Below are 16,062 nucleotides of genomic sequence, written 5' to 3' on the forward strand. Positions count from 1 at the left end.
GCCTGCCGGACATGCGACACAGCACTGGTTTCCATCGAGGAGTTGCGCCATGAAGACGTCGTTGCTCGCCACTCTGCTGGTCGCCGCGCTGGCTGCCGCATCGGCCAACTCCGCGCAGGACCTGTCGCGCTACAGCGAGGAAGGATTGCGTTCGGAACTGGCGTCGATCGCCGTTGCCGACACCGCGCTGCTGGTGCCGATGCGCGACGGCGTCGGCCTGTCCACCAATATCTGGCGGCCGAAGGGCGCCGCCGGCCCGCTGCCCACGATCCTGTGGAAGACGCCGTACAACGAGCACGTGTTGCGCGGCAGCTCCGCCCGCTACGCGCTGGAAGCGGTGCGCAACGGCTATGCCTTCATCGTGCAGAACGAGCGCGGCCGCTACTTCAGCCAGGGCAAGTACGAAATCCTCGGCTATCCGCAGACTGACGGTTACGACACGCTGAGCTGGATCGCGAAACAGCCATGGTCGAACGGCAAGGTGGGCACGCTGGGGTGTTCGTCCTCGGCGGAATGGCAACTGGCGTTGGCTGCGATGAACCACCCGGCGCACGCGGCGATGGTGCCGATGTCGGCGGGCGCGGGCATCGGCAAGGTCGGGCCATTCTGGGAACAGGGAAATTTCTACACCGGCGGCGTGCCGCGCACGCTGTTTGCAGTGTGGATGTACGGCGTTGACAACCCCCTGCGCGCGCAGCTGCCGCAGGATCTGGCCGGGCCGATGCGCGCGCGCGTCGCGCAGTACAACGACCTTGACGCGAAGAAGCCCGATGTGGATTGGAAGAAACATATCTACCACCTGCCCTACGCAGGCCTGCTGTCTTCGCTGGGCGAGCCGGCCGGCACCTTCGAAACGCAGATCGCGCGCGGTCCCGGCGATCCGGCATGGAAGACCGGCGGCCTGTATGACGACTCGATGGGTTGGGGCGTTCCGGCGCTGTGGTTCAACAGCTGGTACGACGTGTCCATCGGTCCCAACATGGCGCTGTTCAATCATGCGCGGGCGGTGAATTCCGACCCCGAAGCCAGTGCCAACCAGTTCGCCGTGATCGGGCCGAACCCGCATTGCCAGTACCTGCGGCTGGGCAAGGACTACAAGGTCGGCGAGCGCGAGATGGGCGATGCCAGCTTTCCGGTCGATGCGCAGATCTGGGCGTTCTTCGATCGCTGGATGAAGAACACGCCGGCGGCATTTCCCGCGACCACGCCGCATGTGCGCTATTTCACCATGGGCATGAACCGTTGGCAGTCGGACACGCAGTGGCCGCCGAAGGCCGCGCAGCCGGTGCGCATGTACCTGCGCTCAGGAGGCAATGCCAATTCGATGTATGGCGATGGCCAGCTGTCGTTCGACGCGCCGAGCGGCGCCGAGCCGACCGATCGTTTCCGCTACGACCCCGCCAACCCGGTGCAGACCATTGGCGGCGGCGATTGCTGCAACGGTGGGCTGGTGACGGCGGGCGCATTCGACCAGCGCCAGATCGAAGCGCGCCACGACGTGTTGGTCTATACCAGCGCGCCGCTGGATGCACCGCTGGAAGTCAGCGGGTTCGTGGATGCGGTGCTGAAGGTGTCGTCCAGTGCGCGTGACACCGATTTTGCAGTCAAGCTGGTCGATGTGGCGCCCGACGGCACGGCGTGGATCATCGCCGACACGATGCTGCGCGCGCGCTATCGCAACAGCTATCTCAAGCCGGAGCTGATGCAGCCGGGGCAGGTGTATACGCTGAAACCCACGCCGATGACCACTTCGATCCAGTTCGGCAAGGGCCACCGCATCCGCATCGAAGTCACCAGCTCGGATTTCCCCAAGTTTGCGCGCAACCTCAACACCGGCGGCGCCAACGAAACCGAGACCGACGCGGTGGTGGCAGACAATGCCGTGCATCATTCGGCAGACGCGGCCAGCTATATCGAGCTGCCGATCGTGAAGCACTGACATGACTGCAACACTGTACGGATTGGACAACTGCGACACCTGCAGGAAGGCGCGCAACTGGCTCAAGCGCTTCGGGGTGGAGCACGCCTTCATCGACTATCGCGACCAGCGCCCGTCGCCCGAAACGCTGCTGGGGTGGAAGACCGCACTGGGCGGATGGGAGGCGATGATCAACAAATCGTCCACCACGTGGCGGCAACTTCCCGCGCCTCGCAAAACGCCGGGCAGTGATGCGGAATGGAAGCTGCTGCTGCGGGAATACCCGCAGCTGATCCGGCGTCCGCTGGTGGTCACCGACGATGGCGCGGTGTCGCAGGGATTCACCGATAACGGTTTCAAGGCGCGCTTCGGTATCAATCCATGAGCGATGTGCTGCAGTTGGCCCGCGCGCTCATCGCGCGCCCATCGATCACGCCGGACGATGCCGGCTGCCAGCAGTTGATCGCCGAGCGCTTGCGCACAGCGGGCTTCACCATCGAACACCTGCGTTTCGGCGAAGTGGACAACCTCTGGGCCACCCACGGCAGCGGCGGTCCGGTGCTGGCGCTGCTGGGGCATACCGACGTGGTGCCGCCCGGTCCGCGTGAGGCCTGGGCCAGCGATCCGTTCACGCCTGAAGTGCGCGATGGCGTGCTGTACGGGCGCGGCGCGGCCGACATGAAGGGCAGCGTGGCCGCGTTCGTGGTCGCGCTGGAACGCTTCGTCGCCGCGCATCCGGATCATCCCGGCACGGTGGCGCTGCTGCTGACCTCGGATGAAGAGGGCGACGCCATCGACGGCGTGCGCAAGGTGGCCGACGCGTTCCGCCGGCGCGGCCAGCAGATCGACTGGTGCATCACCGGCGAGCCGTCATCGAAGACCGTGCTGGGCGACCTGTTGCGCGTGGGACGGCGCGGCACGCTGTCGGCCACGCTCACCGTGCGCGGCATCCAGGGGCATGTGGCGTATCCGGACAAGGCGCGCAATCCCATCCATCAGGCGATGCCGGCGCTGGCGCAGCTCGTGGCGCGGAAATGGGACCAGGGCTACGAGAGCTTTCCGCCCACCAGTCTGCAGATCAGCAACCTCCACGCCGGCACCGGCGCCAACAACGTCATCCCCGGCGAACTGCAGGCGCTGTTCAACCTGCGCTACAACCCGCATTGGAACGCCGCGCAACTGGAAGCGGAATGCGAGGCGGTGCTGCGCGATCATGGTCTGGATTTCGCGATCCACTGGCATCGCGGCGGCGAGCCATTCCATACGCCTGAAGGCCCGCTGCGTGCAGCGGCGCGCGCGGTGCTCGCCGGAGTTGCCGGGATGGCCCCTGAGGAAAGCACCGGCGGCGGCACCTCGGATGCACGCTTCATCGCGCCGCTGGGCGCGCAGTGCATTGAAGTTGGCCCGGTCAACGCCAGTATCCACAAGGTGGATGAACACGTGCGCGTCGCGGATCTTGAAGCGCTGCCGCAGCTGTATGACCGGCTGCTGCAGCGCCTGCTCACCGCCTGAACCGGTTTCGCCGATGGGGTCAGCGCGCCGTCGGCGCCAGTACCAGCGTGTGGCGGGTTTTCCCGGGAAGGAACGGCGTGGGCTGGCCGTCCACCCATGCCGCATGGCCTGCGCCCCAGAATGGCGACAGCGGGTGCCCGCTCTGCCCGCCCGGCATGTGGATGATGCCGTCGGCCTCGTGTCCGGGCGACACCACCATCCGCTCCGATGCGCCAAACGCCGGGCCGACCACGCGCGGCATGTTGCCGTCGCCAGCCAACGGCTGCGCCGGCATGCACAGCCAGCGTTTCCCCAGTAGTGGAATGGCGCTTGCCAGCGGATGACAGATGGCGGCGGTGTTGCGTTCACCCCATGTGCGCTGTGCCAGCGGGCCGAGCGTTTCGAGCTTGCCGCGCACCTCGACGGCCGCATCTTCCAGCAGGGCGTCCCAGCTTGTATATCGCGGCGGCAGCAGATGCAGTGGACGCTGGGTCAGCAGTGGCCAGGCAACGCCCTCCAGCTGCGGCAGGTCGGGCATGACGAAGGCCTTGCCCAGCGCGGCGCGTGCCGGTGCGGTGAGTCCCTCGGCGATGCGCGCATGCACCGCCAGGCGCCATTCGCGCACGATGCGGTAAGACACCGACCCGATGGCTGCTCGGGCTTCCCAATGCGCGGCGGCGTTGGCCAGTGCCTGCAGCGCTGGGGTGCGTGCAGCCTTCGCGCGTTCTTCCAGCAGGCCATGCCAGGGGGTCAACAGCAGCGCGCGATCATCCAGCTGGATCGCCAGCAGGTCGCGTTCACCGACGCGCTGCTTGCCCTGCAGGGCATCGCGGATCTGCGCCGCGCGAGCGCCAAGCACGTAGCCGCCATCGCCCACGCGCTGCAGCGTGTCGCCATCCACCACGCGATTGTTGGCGGTCCACAGGCGATCCACCTGCGGGGAGCGCAGCAGCGGATTGTCCTTGCCGGACACCGGCCACGGCGGGCAGGGTTCGTCGCGATCGTCCTCCACGCTGGCTGCATGCGTGCAGGTTTGCGCGCGCTGCGGCAGGGGGCCCAGCAGGCGCCAGGCGATATGGCCCCGGGCATCCACGATCAGCAGATTCTGGGTGGGCATCGCGATGCCCTGCGCGATGCGCAGCGCGTCATCCAGATGGGCGGCGGTGGCGAATTGCGCCAGCCCCAGGTTGACGGCGCCAGGTTGGTGGGCAACCCAGCGCAGCGACAGCACGCGGCCATCGGCCTGATGCTGGACGATGGGCCCCCACGCGGTTTCCTGCACGTCCAGCGTGATCGGATTTCCGCGTGCAATGTCGATGCGTTCGGCATGGTGTTGCACGCGGGCGCAGCCCGCCGGCGCGCCCGGGCCGCACGGCGTTTCCAGCTTCCAGTCCATGCTGTCCACGTAGCTGTTGGTGAACCCCCAGGCCACGTGACCGTTGCTGCCCACCACCACGGCCGGCAGGCCGGGCAGGGTGAAGCCCTGCACGTCCACGTGGCCACCGGCGGCGGCAGGGTCGGGGTAGCGCAAGCGCGCGCGGAACCAGAGGTCGGGCGCGCGCAGGCTCAGGTGCATGTCGTCGGCGACGATGGCACGGCCATCGACGGTCAGGTTGCCGGCCACCGCGAAGTTGTTGCTGCCGGGCGTGCCGTTGGATTCCGCGCTGGCGATTGCCAGCGAAGACTGCGGAAGGCGGCGCAGATCCACCTCACCCGGGCCAGGCAAAACGGCGTCGCCGCGTGGTTCGCCCTGCAGCGCTGCGTCCCAGCGCGTGCCGTCATGGGCCAGCAGGGCGTACAGCGCAGGCGGCATGTGCGGACGCATCCGCCACAGCGCCAGTTCGCTTTTGTTGTCGCCGCCTTGCAGGTCGAAATACATCGCAAAGGCGGCCAGCGGCGTGTCTTCCATGCGCCACGGCTGCGGCTGCTGGCGCAGCAGCAGATAGGCCCAAGGGCGCACGCGCAGCGCCGCAAGCCCGGCATTGACGCCCTCCGCATAGGCTTGCAGCTGTGCGTGCTTGCTGCCCGCGATCCGGTCAAGGTCGCGGCTGGCCCGGGCCCGCAAGCGATGCAGGCGATGCTGTTTGTCCACGTCCAGTGCGATGTCGCCGAATAACGCGGAAAGCTCGCCGGCGGCACTGCGCCGCATCAGGTCCATTTCGAAAAAGCGTTCCTGCGCATGCACGTACCCCAGCGCGCGCATGGCATCGCGTTCGTTGGCGGCGTCGATGGTGACGGTGCCGTTGGCATCTCGGCTGACGCTGACTTGCGCCGACAGGCCGGGCAGCGCCTGGCGGCCATCCAGCAGCGGCAGGCTGCCGCGCAACAGCCACAGCGCAAGCAGCGCGCAGACCGTGATCGACACCAGCAAGGCGGCCACCCCGCGCCGTAGCCATTTGCGCATCGTGCTTCACTCCGCCGGATGGTGATTTCGTTACATGAGAAATCGTTGCTTGCAAGTTGGCAAGCCCCTGGTGCAGGATCTTCGCATGCGCCAGACCTTCGCCAACCGCAATTCGCTCAACCGCAGCAATCGCGGCACGAATCCGCGTGCGCGGCTGCGGGCCCGCGCATAGCCAAGGCAACACGGCTGAACGACAAGACCCGCATCGCAGGATGCGGGTTTTTTTTTCCTTCGATTCCCACTCGACCCCAGGAATTTCCCATGTGCTCCATCTACGGCATTTTCGGCCTGCAGTCAGGCGATGACATCCAGGCACTGCGACGCGAGTCGCTGGAACGCTCGCAGCGCCTGCGCCACCGCGGCCCCGACTGGAGTGGCGTGTATCTGGATGCCGGCGCGATCCTGGTGCATGAACGCTTGGCCATCGTCGATCCGGCCGGGGGTTCGCAGCCGCTGTTGTCCGATGACGGCGGACTTGTGCTGGCGGTCAACGGCGAGATCTACAACCATCGCGAGTTGAAGGCGGCACTGCGACTGCCCTATGCCTTCCAGACCGAATCGGACTGCGAGGTCATCAACGCGCTGTATCGCGAAGGCGAAGCCGATGGCAGCGGGCCGGCGTCGTTCCTCAATCGGCTGAACGGCATCTTTGCCTTCGCGCTGTGGGACAAGGCCGCCGGCCGCGCGATCATTGCCCGTGATCCGATCGGCGTGGTTCCGCTGTATTGGGGGCATGACCGGGAAGGCCGGCTGCGCGTGGCCTCGGAGATGAAAGCGCTGGTGGACGACTGCGCGGACGTGGCGCAGTTCCCGGCGGGCCATTGGTATGACACGGGCAGCGGTCAGTTGCACAGGTACTACCAGCGTCCGTGGCGGGAGTACGACGCCGTGGCCGGTGTGGCCGTGCCGCTGGACGAACTCCGCGAGGCGTTTGAAGCCGCCGTGCATCGCCAACTGATGACCGACGTGCCTTATGGCGTGCTGCTGTCGGGTGGGTTGGATTCCTCGCTGGTGGCAGCGGTGGCTGCGCGCTATGCGCGCCATCGCGTCGAGGACGGCGATGCGACCGAAGCGTGGTGGCCGCGCCTGCACAGCTTCGCCATCGGGCTGAAGGGCTCGCCCGACCTGGCTGCGGCGGATGTCGCTGCCAGGTCGCTGGGCACCGTGCATCACGGCTTTGAATACACCTTCGAAGAGGGGCTGGACGCGTTGCCGGAAGTCATCCGGCATATCGAGACCTATGACGTCACCAGCATCCGCGCATCGACGCCGATGTTCCTGCTGGCGCGGCGGATCAAGGCGATGGGGGTGAAAATGGTGCTGTCCGGCGAAGGCAGTGACGAGATTTTCGGCGGGTATCTGTACTTCCACAAGGCGCCCAACGCGCGCGAGTTCCACCAGGAACTGGTGCGCAAGATCGATGCGCTCTACAACTACGATTGCCTGCGCGCCAACAAGTCGATGATGGCCTGGGGGGTGGAGCCGCGCGTGCCGTTCCTGGACCGCGAGTTCATGGATGTCGCGATGCGGATGGATGCCGCATGCAAGATGATCGACAAGGCGTCCGGGCGCATCGAGAAGGCGCTGTTGCGCGATGCGTTCGAAGGCTACTTGCCGCAGGAAATCCTGTGGCGGCAGAAAGAGCAGTTCAGCGATGGCGTGGGTTATGGCTGGATCGACGGGCTGAAGGCCCATGCCGACGCGCAGGTGTCGGATCGCGAGCTGGCTGCCGCCGGCAGGCGCTTCCCGTTCAATCCGCCACAGACCAAGGAAGCGTATTTCTATCGCGTGATCTTCGAGCGTTTTTATCCCACGGCCGCGGCCGCGGAAACGGTGCCAGGCGGCAAGTCCATCGCCTGTTCTTCGCCCGCAGCCATCGCCTGGGATGCCAGCTTCGCCGGCATGGCCGACCCGTCCGGCCGCGCCGTGACCGGCGTGCACGCACAGGCAGTGGCGGCGGTCTGAATCAGCCCGCTTCCAGTCCCCGGATCTGGTTGCGGCCACCGGCCTTGGCCAGATACAGGTGGCGATCGGCTTCGCCCAGCAGCTTGTGCAGGTTCGGGAACTCCGGCGAGCGCCGGCTGGCGCCGATGCTGATGGTCATGCGCAGCGGCCTGCCGTCGATGTCGATCTCCAGTGCTTCCACCGCCTGCCGCAGCTGTTCAAGATGCCGCAGGCTGCTGGCGGGGTCGGCATCATCCAGCACCATGCAGAACTCTTCACCGCCGAAGCGCCCGCTGCAATCGCCCGGTCGCGTATGGGCCTGCAGCACGTGGGCCATCGCGCGCAATGCCTGGTCGCCGGCTTCGTGGCCAAAGCTGTCGTTGATGTGCTTGAAATGGTCGATGTCAACCATGACCACGGTGACGGCCATGTTGCCGGAATTGCCGTTGAGGAATTTTTCGCTCTGTTCCAGAAAGCTGCGGCGGTTGGGCAGGCCGGTGAGGAAGTCGCGGGTGGCGAGGTCTTGCAGGGTGCCGATCAGTTCCAGCTGTTCGACGTTCTGCGAGACACGGCAGAAGAACTCTTCGCGCGAAAAGGGTTTGTGCAGGAAGTCGTTGGCGCCGCTCTTGAGGAAGCGGGGAATCAAAGAAGCATCGGTGCTGCCGGACACGCCGATCACCGCCATCCGGTCGCGCGCGCGCAGTTGGCGCAGCCGGCGGGTCAGCTCGATGCCGTCCATGGTCGGCATTTCCTGATCGACGATGACCAGGCGGATGCTCTGGTCGCCTTCCACCAGGCGCAAGGCCGAACTGCCGTCGGCCACCGCGCTCACGCGGAAGCCCTGCGATTCCAGCAGCGAGCCGATATAGGAACGCGACGACGGCGAGTCGTCCACCACCAGCGCACTGATGCGGCGGTTGCGCTCCAGCCGCTGCACCAGCCACACGAGGTAGTCGATGCTGTCCGGCGTGCTCTTCAGCACGTAATCGATGATCTGCTGCTGCAGTGCGCGCTTGCGCAGTTCTTCGTCGTACACGCCGCTGACCACGATGGTGGGCAGCTTGCGGGCGGTGAAGAAATCGAGGATCTGGTCGCGGTCGCCGTCAGCCAGCACCATGCCGGTGAGGACAAGGAACCAGTCGTCTTGATGGTCCAGCAGATTGGCTGCTTCCGCCAGCGTCGAGGCCACGCTGACCGGCAGTTCCATCCGCTGCGAGATGGCTTCACGCAGCATCGATGTGTATGCGCGTGAGTTCTCCACCAGCAGGATGCGCTGGGGCAGGGCAGGCGTTGCGGGCGCAGGGTAGGCCGCGACAGGTCTTGCCGACATCGACAGGGTCCGAAAGGTTGCGGGCAGACGCCGCAGGTCGGCGCTATCGACTATTTAACACGGAATCGCCACCGGTTTGCAGGCCGGGCGTGCCATCAGGGGTGTACCAGCCCCAGCCGCGCCGCCTCCAGGGCGGCTTCCGCACGGCTGTTGACATTGAGCTTGCGGTAGATGTTCTTCAGGTGGTCGGACACGGTGTGCCGGCTGATCTGCAGCTTTTCGACCAGCTCCGGCAGGCGACAGCCCTTGCTGACCAGCACCAGCACTTCCCGCTCACGGGTCGTCAGGATTTCCACGCCCGGCGCATCGTCCCGCGCATCCGGCTGGAATGCGCGCAGCAGGCGCTGGGCGATGGATGGCGACAGCGGCGGTTCGCCGCGCAGGATCCCGTCCAGTGCGGCGGTCAGGCGCTCCTCGGGCTGGTCCTTCAGTAGATAGCCATGCGCGCCTGCGCGCAGCGCGGGGAATACGTGCGCGTCGTCGCCGAACAAGGTGCTGACCACGATGATGCAGCCGGGACAGCGCTGCGCCAGCGGGCGAATCAGGCTGGTGCCGTCGCCGTCGGGCAGGCCAAGGTCGAGCAGCGCCAGCTGCGGCTGCAGGCCGCTGTCCAGGAGCCGCCGGGCCTCGGCCAGGCGGTTCGCGCAGGTGACCTCGATGCCGAGGAAGCGTTCGCGCAGCAGATTGCCCAACCATGCCGCGACTTCGGGAAGGTCTTCCAGCAACAGCGCGTGGGTGGGCATGAGGGTCATCGCCTGATGATCCCGTTGGCCGCATCCGTTGGGCATCCCGTGGCAGCGGGGGGTGGCAGCGGAAAGCGCAATTGCACCTTGGTGCCGCCCAGCGTGCCTTGTTGCCACTGGATGTTTCCATGCAACTCATCGGCGCGCGAACGCATGCTGCGGGTGCCGCGGCCGTCGCCGATCCGCGCCGCGTTGAAACAGCCGTCGTCGGTGACTTCGAAGACAAGTTCGCAGCCGACGCGCCCGACCACCACCCGCAGCAGCGCCGGGTTGGCGTGGCGCATCGCGTTGGTGACCGCCTCGCGGCCGATGCGGAACAGGTGCATGCCCTGTGCAAGATCCAGCGGTGGGTCGGGCAGGTCGGGTGCCTGCTGCCAGTCCAGTTCGATCGTGCGGGTCTGCAGGCGCTGCTCGGTTTCGTCGCGCAGCTGGGCCAGCACCTCCAGCAGGCTGCCCTCCACCCCGCGTTCGCGGGCCAGGATGGCGCGCAGGTCCTGCAGGATTTCACGGACCAGCTGCTGCTCGGGCGCGGGAACGCGATACAGCAGGGAGAGCAGGCGGCTGCCGACGTCATCGTGCAGGTCGTCGTAGATCCGCCGTCGCTCTTGTTCCACCGCCTGCACGATGTCCAGGCGGCGCTGCAATTCGGCAAGCCCGGGGCCCGTGCCGGTGTCAGGCACGAGTGGCAGGCGGCCCCGCCAGAAGCGGAGCAGGCGGGTCATGCGCCGTGCCCGCTGGCATGGCGTGGGCGCATGCGCAACGTGTCGTGCTGGGCCATGTTTGCGTTCCCGGTGGCTGGTGTGGCCGATTGTAGGACACGCCACGGGGTACGCTTGCGCAGCGGCGGAACGCTCGCGAATGCGGGTGCCCACTCATCCCGGCAGGCTGCGGCAGCCCAATGCCGCGAGAATGCCGTGCATGGCCGGCATCTGCATCAGCCACGGCGCGGCCAGCGTGAGCAGGCCAGAGCCCACCACCAGCAGGCCGGAAACCCGGCGGAATGCCCCGCGCTGCAGGCGCTGCCCGATGCGCGCGCCAGCCCAGGTCAGCGACACCATCACCGGTAGCGTGCCCAGCCCGAACGCCGCCATGGTCAACGCGCCGTGCAGGGCGCTTGCGCTCAACCACGCTGCGGCCAGCAGGGTGCTGCTCAGGCCGCACGGCATCCAACCCCACAACATCCCCAGCGCGATGCGTTTGGCCGCGGTGTCTGCCGGCAGCAGGCGGCGCTGCAATGGACGCAGTGCCAGCCAGAGCCGGGTGCCGGGGCCGCCGAAAAAGCGCGGCAGCCGGTTTTTCCCGTCCAGCATGCGCAGGCCGGCGAGGATCAACACCATGCCGACGGCCGCGCGCATCGCAATTCCCAGCCACGGCGCGCGTGCCAGCCCAAGCAGGCTGCCGCCAAGCCCGCCGACGATGGCGCCGGCCAGCATGTAGCCGCCGACGCGGCCAAGATTGGGCTGCATCGCCGCCCACCAGCCGCGTGAGCCGACCGAAAACCCGGTGGCGATGCCGCCGCACATGGCGACGCAGTGCGCGCCGCCCAGCACGCCGGTCAGCAACGCCGCACCCAGTACCAGGACGTCAACCGGCATCGTCTGGCTCGGTCGGCGGCGTGGGCGTGGGTCGCTCGCGCAACGGGGCGTCGTCATCGCGCAGGATGTCCAGCGCCGGCGTGTCCAGGTCTTCGAACTGGCCGTGCTTCACCGCCCAGGCAAACAGCAGTGCCGCCGCGCCAATCATCACCAGGCTGATCGGGATCAGGAACAGCAGGATATTCATCGCGAGGGAACCCGAGTCAGGCGCAGGGCGTTGGCGGTGACCGCCAGCGAGGACAGGGCCATGCCCAGGGCGGCCAGCCACGGCGTGACCATGCCCGCGGCCGCCAGCGGCAAGGCCAGCAGGTTGTAGCCGATCGCCCACGCCAGGTTCTGGCGAATGATGCGGCGGGTGCGCCTTGCGATCTCGATGGCCGCCGGCACGTTGCCCAGCGAACTGCCCGACAGCACGAAATCGGCGGCGCGTTGTGCCAATGCCGCGCCGTCGCCGATGGCCAGCGAAACGTCGGCGCCGGCCAGCACCGGGGCGTCGTTGAGGCCATCGCCGACCATCGCCACGACCTTGCCCGCCTCTTGCAGGCCACGAACCAGCGCCAGCTTGTTTTCCGGCGATTGCCGGGCATGGGCATCGGCAATCCCCATTGCCTGTGCCAGGCGCTGCACCGGCGCGCTGGCGTCGCCGCTGGCCAGGTGCAGGGCCAGTCCCTGTTCGCGCAGGCGTGCGACGGCCTTCGCGGCGTCGGGACGTTCGCGCTCGGCGAACGCGAAGCGCGCGCGCCCGCCGCCATCGTTGCCCAGCCAGACCGCACCGTCGTCGCTGTCGGCGATGGCGAACGGCGCACTGCCGATCCGCCAGTAGCGCCCCTCGACCAGCCCTTCCACGCCCTGGCCTGCCACCGCGCGCACGTCGCTGGCTGGCGGCACATGGGCCACGTTGGCGAATGCCGCCGCCAGCGGGTGACTGCTGTCGCGTTCCAGCGCGGCAGCAATGCGCAGGGCCGCATCGGCATCGATGCCAACGCAGGCATCCACGCGTTGCAGATGCGGCTTGCCATCGCCGAGGGTGCCGGTTTTGTCGAACACCACATCGCTGGTACGCGCCAGCCGCTCCAGTGCATCCGGCCGCACTGCCAGCACGCCGATCTTCGCCAAGGCGCCATGCGCGGCCGCCAGCGCGGCGGGCACCGCCAGCGACAGGGCGCACGGGCAGCTGATCACCAGCAAGGCCAGCACCACTTCGAACGCATGCGCCGGGTCGTGCACGCGCCACCACGCATACACCACGGTGGCCGCCAGCAGCAGGCTGGCGACGAACCAACCGGCGATGCGTTCGGTGCCGCGCGCAAGCGCGGGGCGGTGCGCCTGCGCTTGCTCCACAAGCCGCGCCAGTTCGGCCAAGCGGGTGCCGGTGCCGACGCGGGTGACGTGGATTCTTGCGGCATGTTCGCGGCAGGCCGTGCCGGCAAACACGGCGTCGCCCGCGTGCTTGCCGACTGCGGCCGATTCGCCGGTCAGCAGGGATTCTTCGAAGTGCGCGCTTGCATCCAGCAGCACGCCGTCGGCCGGCACCGGCTCACCCACCGCCACCCGCACGATGTCATCCACCGCCAGCGCCTCCACCGGCACCGACTCGCGGTTGCCATCGGCCAGTTCGCGGGTGACGAACGCCGGCCGCGCCCGCGCCAGCGCATCCACCTGCGCGCTGGCAATCCCGCGCGCGCGTTGCTCCAATTGGCGGGCCACCAGCAGCAGGAACACGAACATCACCGCGGCGTCGTACCAGACATGGACGCCGCCGCGCACGGTCTCGACGGTGCTGGCGCCCCACGCCAGCAGGGTGGAGCCGGCGATCAGCACATCCATCCCCAGGCGCCGGCCGCGCAGCTCGTTCCATGCGCCGAGCAGGAACGGCCAGCCGGCCCAGAACACCACCGGCGTGGCCACCATGAAGGTGATCCAGCGGAAGAAGTCGCGGGTGGGCAGTGGCATTTGTCCGCGGATATCAAGGTACAGCGCCTCGGCGAACATCATCGCCTGCATCGCGCCGATGCCGGCCAGCCCGATGCGCAGCAGGTCGCGGTTGCGTTCGCTGCGGCGCGCGCGTTCGCGCGCTTCACCGGTCGCCAGATAGGGCCGATAGCCGAGTGCCGCCAACCGCGCCAGCAGGGTCGACAACGTTGCTTGACGCGGATCCCAGGCGATGCGGATGCGCCCGGTGATGGCATTGGCGCTGGAGTCCAGCACGCCGTCCTCGTGCGCCAGGGCGCGGTCGATCAGCCAGGCGCAGGCGGCGCAGCGCATGCCGTCGGTGAGGACGGTGATTTCGCGGCCACCCTCGACGTCGCGCGCGTGGCCGGCCAGCAGCTCTTCGCGATCCCAGGCCGCCAACGCCGGCGCATCGGCATCCACCCGGCCGGCCGGCACGCTGCGCAAGCGGTAGTAATCCTGCAGATGGGCATCCTGGATCCAGCGCGACGCTGCCGCGCAGCCGTCGCAACAGAAGGCGTGGTCGTTGCCGTCGATGCTGGCGCGCACTGGCGCCTGCGGCAGCACGTCGCCGCAGTGGTGGCAGGTCCCTGCGCTTGCGTTCACGGGATTACGGCTGCGCGTCGTCCAGCGCCGGTCGCAGTTGCGCGGCCAGCTGGCCGCGTGGCATCCGGCCGCGCAGGCGCCAGCCGTCGCCCTTGGCGGGCGCCAGCTGCAGCAACCAGTCGTGGTCGAGTGCCGGCTTGGCGTCAACGCGCCAGCCGGTATCGGTGGCGGCAAGCGCCAGTGCCATGTCGTCGGCGGCGCGGGTGGGGTGGTGCAAATGCAAGGTCAGCGTTGCCTTGCGGTCGAAGTCACCGGTCACCGGAATGACCTCGACGTAGCCGTGTTCATCGTCGATGCGTGCAATCGCGGCCAGGTTGCGCTGGGCGGCGCGCCCGTCCGGGCCGAGGTCCACCTGCTGGGCCTGCCCGGTGCTTTGCACCTTGTCCGGCACCACGTCCATCGGGCCATCCTTGTTGGCCACCACGTACATGATGATGCTGCCGACCACGACGGCCCCGACCAGCACCACCATCAGCCACACCACCGGCTGCCGCCAAGGTGAAGATTTCTGTTCCACTGGGTGTGTCCTCGCTTACATCGGACCGAAGAAAGTGCTGTCCACGCGCGCCTTCGCGCTGCCGTCGGTGGCCTCGATCACGAAGGCCAGGCCGTGGCGCCCCGTGATGCCGTTGGCTGCACCGACCTCGACTTCCTGCGCCAGCACGGTGCCAGCCGGGACGCGCACGATCAGCGGCGCATCCTTCAGCGTCAGCACGGCGTTGTCGGCAGGCTCGATGCGCACGCGATAGCTGTGGTCGGCGTCGGTCTTGTTCACCAGCTTCAGCGTGTAGCCGTTGGCGACATGGTCGCCTTGTTGCTGGTACAGCGCATTGCGGTCGCGCAGCACATCGGCGATCAATGGACTGCGGTTGATCACGCCCCACGTCCACGCGGCGACCAGTGCCGTCAACAGCGCTGCATAGACGAAAATGCGCGGGCGCAGCACCCGTCCGCCGTGTCCATCCAGCGCCTGCTGGGTGGTGTAGCGGATCAGCCCGTGCGGCATGCCCATCTTGTCCATCACGTCGTCGCAGGCATCGATGCAGGCGCCGCAGGCGATGCACTCGTACTGCAGGCCATTGCGGATGTCGATCCCGACCGGGCACACCTGCACGCACATCGTGCAATCGATGCAGTCGCCGAGCTCGTCCGGCTCGAACTTGGGCAACGGCGCCGCCTCTGCATGGGTCTCGAAGGTGATGGTGCCGGCTGCCTGTAGGCGTGCCTGCGCAGCGCTGGGGTGCTGGCTGGCGCGGAACACGTAGTCGTAGGCGGTTTGGATATCCAGCAGGCCGCGCGCGCGCTGCAGCACGCTCACGAGGCCGCGCTTGCGCGGGCCGCGTGGTTCGCCGCGCATCGGGTCGTAGGCGATGATCAGGGTGTCACGGTCGAACATGGCGCTCTGGAAGCGCGCATACGGGCACATGTACTTGCACACCTGCTCGCGCAGGATGCCGGCATTGCCCCAGGTGGCCAGCGAATAGAACAGCACCCAGAAGGTTTCCCAGCCATTCCAGTCGAAGGGCAGGATGCGTGCGCCCAGGCTGGCGATGGGGGTGAAGAAGCCGACGAAGGTGAAGCCGGTCCACAGCGCAAACACCAGCCAGAGCGCATGCTTGGCGCCCTTGCGCAGGATCTTTTCGCGGTTCCACGGGCCGGCGTCCAGCTTCATCCGCTTGGCGCGGTCGCCCTCGGTCCAGCGTTCCATCCACAGGAAACACTCGGTCCAGACCGTTTGCGGGCAGGCATAGCCGCACCACAGGCGGCCCGCCAGCGCCGTGGTGAAGAACAAGGTGAAGGCCAGGACCATCAGCAGCAGGGCCAGCAGGCTGAAATCCTGCGGCCAGAAGGTCAGGCCGAAGACATGGAACTTGCGTGCCGGCAGGTCGAACAACACCGCCTGGCGGCCATCCCATGTGAGCCACGGGAACACGTAGTACATGCCCAACAGCCAGAACACGGCCAGTTTGCGCAGCCGGTCGAAGCGCCCGGACACGTCGCGCGGATACACCTTGCGCTCGCTCACATAGACGGAATCGCCGCCGGAATCCAGCAGATCGATGTCGATGCGTTTGCTCACG

General features: G+C 67.6%; 13 protein-coding genes. 4 read left to right on the plus strand and 9 right to left on the minus strand.

What is annotated here, in order from left to right; genetic code table 11:
• Window positions 1-49 precede the first annotated feature (49 nt).
• Genes LIW09_RS04300 through dapE form a run of 3 tightly spaced genes read left to right on the plus strand, consistent with a single transcriptional unit; the run spans window position 50 to window position 3,430 of the window.
• Entirely contained in the window at window positions 50-1,939 is a 1,890-nt protein-coding gene (locus LIW09_RS04300) for a CocE/NonD family hydrolase (protein ID WP_256646730.1), read from the plus strand.
• A gap of 1 nt (window position 1,940) precedes the next feature.
• Window positions 1,941-2,303 carry a Spx/MgsR family RNA polymerase-binding regulatory protein gene (locus tag LIW09_RS04305; RefSeq protein ID WP_256646731.1) on the plus strand — a complete coding sequence of 121 codons (363 nt, stop codon included), beginning with the start codon at window positions 1,941-1,943 and terminating at the stop codon, window positions 2,301-2,303.
• Window positions 2,300-3,430, plus strand: a complete 1,131-nt coding sequence (gene dapE, locus LIW09_RS04310; RefSeq protein WP_256646732.1) for a succinyl-diaminopimelate desuccinylase — start codon at window positions 2,300-2,302, stop codon at window positions 3,428-3,430. The genes LIW09_RS04305 and dapE overlap by 4 nt, the downstream gene beginning before the upstream one ends.
• Before the next feature lie 19 nt (window positions 3,431-3,449).
• Here the strand turns inward: dapE and LIW09_RS04315 are convergent, their stop codons facing one another.
• Window positions 3,450-5,813: a penicillin acylase family protein gene (locus LIW09_RS04315; protein WP_256646733.1), complete on the minus strand. Its 2,364-nt coding sequence runs from the start codon at window positions 5,811-5,813 to the stop codon at window positions 3,450-3,452.
• Window positions 5,814-6,074: 261 nt separating this feature from the next.
• On the opposite strand from LIW09_RS04315, the gene asnB reads away from it, so the two are divergent.
• A complete protein-coding gene (gene asnB, locus LIW09_RS04320; protein ID WP_256646734.1) occupies window positions 6,075-7,778 on the plus strand; it encodes an asparagine synthase B in 1,704 nt (567 codons plus the stop codon).
• Window position 7,779: 1 nt separating this feature from the next.
• On the opposite strand, the gene LIW09_RS04325 is transcribed toward asnB, so the two are convergent.
• The 8 genes from LIW09_RS04325 to LIW09_RS04360 all read right to left on the minus strand — a co-directional run bounded on the left by LIW09_RS04325 (window position 7,780) and on the right by LIW09_RS04360 (window position 16,061).
• On the minus strand, window positions 7,780-9,087 hold the full coding sequence (locus tag LIW09_RS04325; protein ID WP_256646735.1) for a GGDEF domain-containing response regulator: 1,308 nt from the start codon (window positions 9,085-9,087) through the stop codon (window positions 7,780-7,782).
• Between the two features lie 95 nt (window positions 9,088-9,182).
• Window positions 9,183-9,839 (minus strand): response regulator transcription factor, encoded by a 657-nt coding sequence (locus LIW09_RS04330; RefSeq protein ID WP_256646736.1) that lies wholly within the window; start codon window positions 9,837-9,839, stop codon window positions 9,183-9,185.
• Entirely contained in the window at window positions 9,836-10,552 is a 717-nt protein-coding gene (locus tag LIW09_RS04335; protein WP_256646737.1) for a sensor histidine kinase, read from the minus strand. The genes LIW09_RS04330 and LIW09_RS04335 overlap by 4 nt, the downstream gene beginning before the upstream one ends.
• Window positions 10,553-10,702: 150 nt before the next feature.
• Window positions 10,703-11,425, minus strand: a complete 723-nt coding sequence (locus tag LIW09_RS04340; RefSeq protein ID WP_256646738.1) for a sulfite exporter TauE/SafE family protein — start codon at window positions 11,423-11,425, stop codon at window positions 10,703-10,705.
• Entirely contained in the window at window positions 11,415-11,612 is a 198-nt protein-coding gene (gene ccoS / locus LIW09_RS04345; protein ID WP_256646739.1) for a cbb3-type cytochrome oxidase assembly protein CcoS, read from the minus strand. Before ccoS ends, LIW09_RS04340 begins: the two co-directional genes overlap by 11 nt.
• Window positions 11,609-13,981 carry a heavy metal translocating P-type ATPase gene (locus LIW09_RS04350; RefSeq protein ID WP_256646740.1) on the minus strand — a complete coding sequence of 791 codons (2,373 nt, stop codon included), beginning with the start codon at window positions 13,979-13,981 and terminating at the stop codon, window positions 11,609-11,611. Before LIW09_RS04350 ends, ccoS begins: the two co-directional genes overlap by 4 nt.
• 4 nt (window positions 13,982-13,985) lie before the next feature.
• Window positions 13,986-14,498, minus strand: coding sequence for a FixH family protein (locus LIW09_RS04355; RefSeq protein ID WP_256646741.1), 513 nt, complete (start codon window positions 14,496-14,498; stop codon window positions 13,986-13,988).
• Window positions 14,499-14,513: 15 nt separating this feature from the next.
• On the minus strand, window positions 14,514-16,061 hold the full coding sequence (locus tag LIW09_RS04360) for a 4Fe-4S dicluster domain-containing protein (RefSeq protein ID WP_256646742.1): 1,548 nt from the start codon (window positions 16,059-16,061) through the stop codon (window positions 14,514-14,516).
• Between the last annotated feature and the right edge of the window lies 1 nt (window position 16,062).

Origin of the sequence: Thermomonas paludicola, from assembly GCF_024498955.1 — a bacterium.
GTDB lineage: Bacteria > Pseudomonadota > Gammaproteobacteria > Xanthomonadales > Xanthomonadaceae > Thermomonas > Thermomonas paludicola.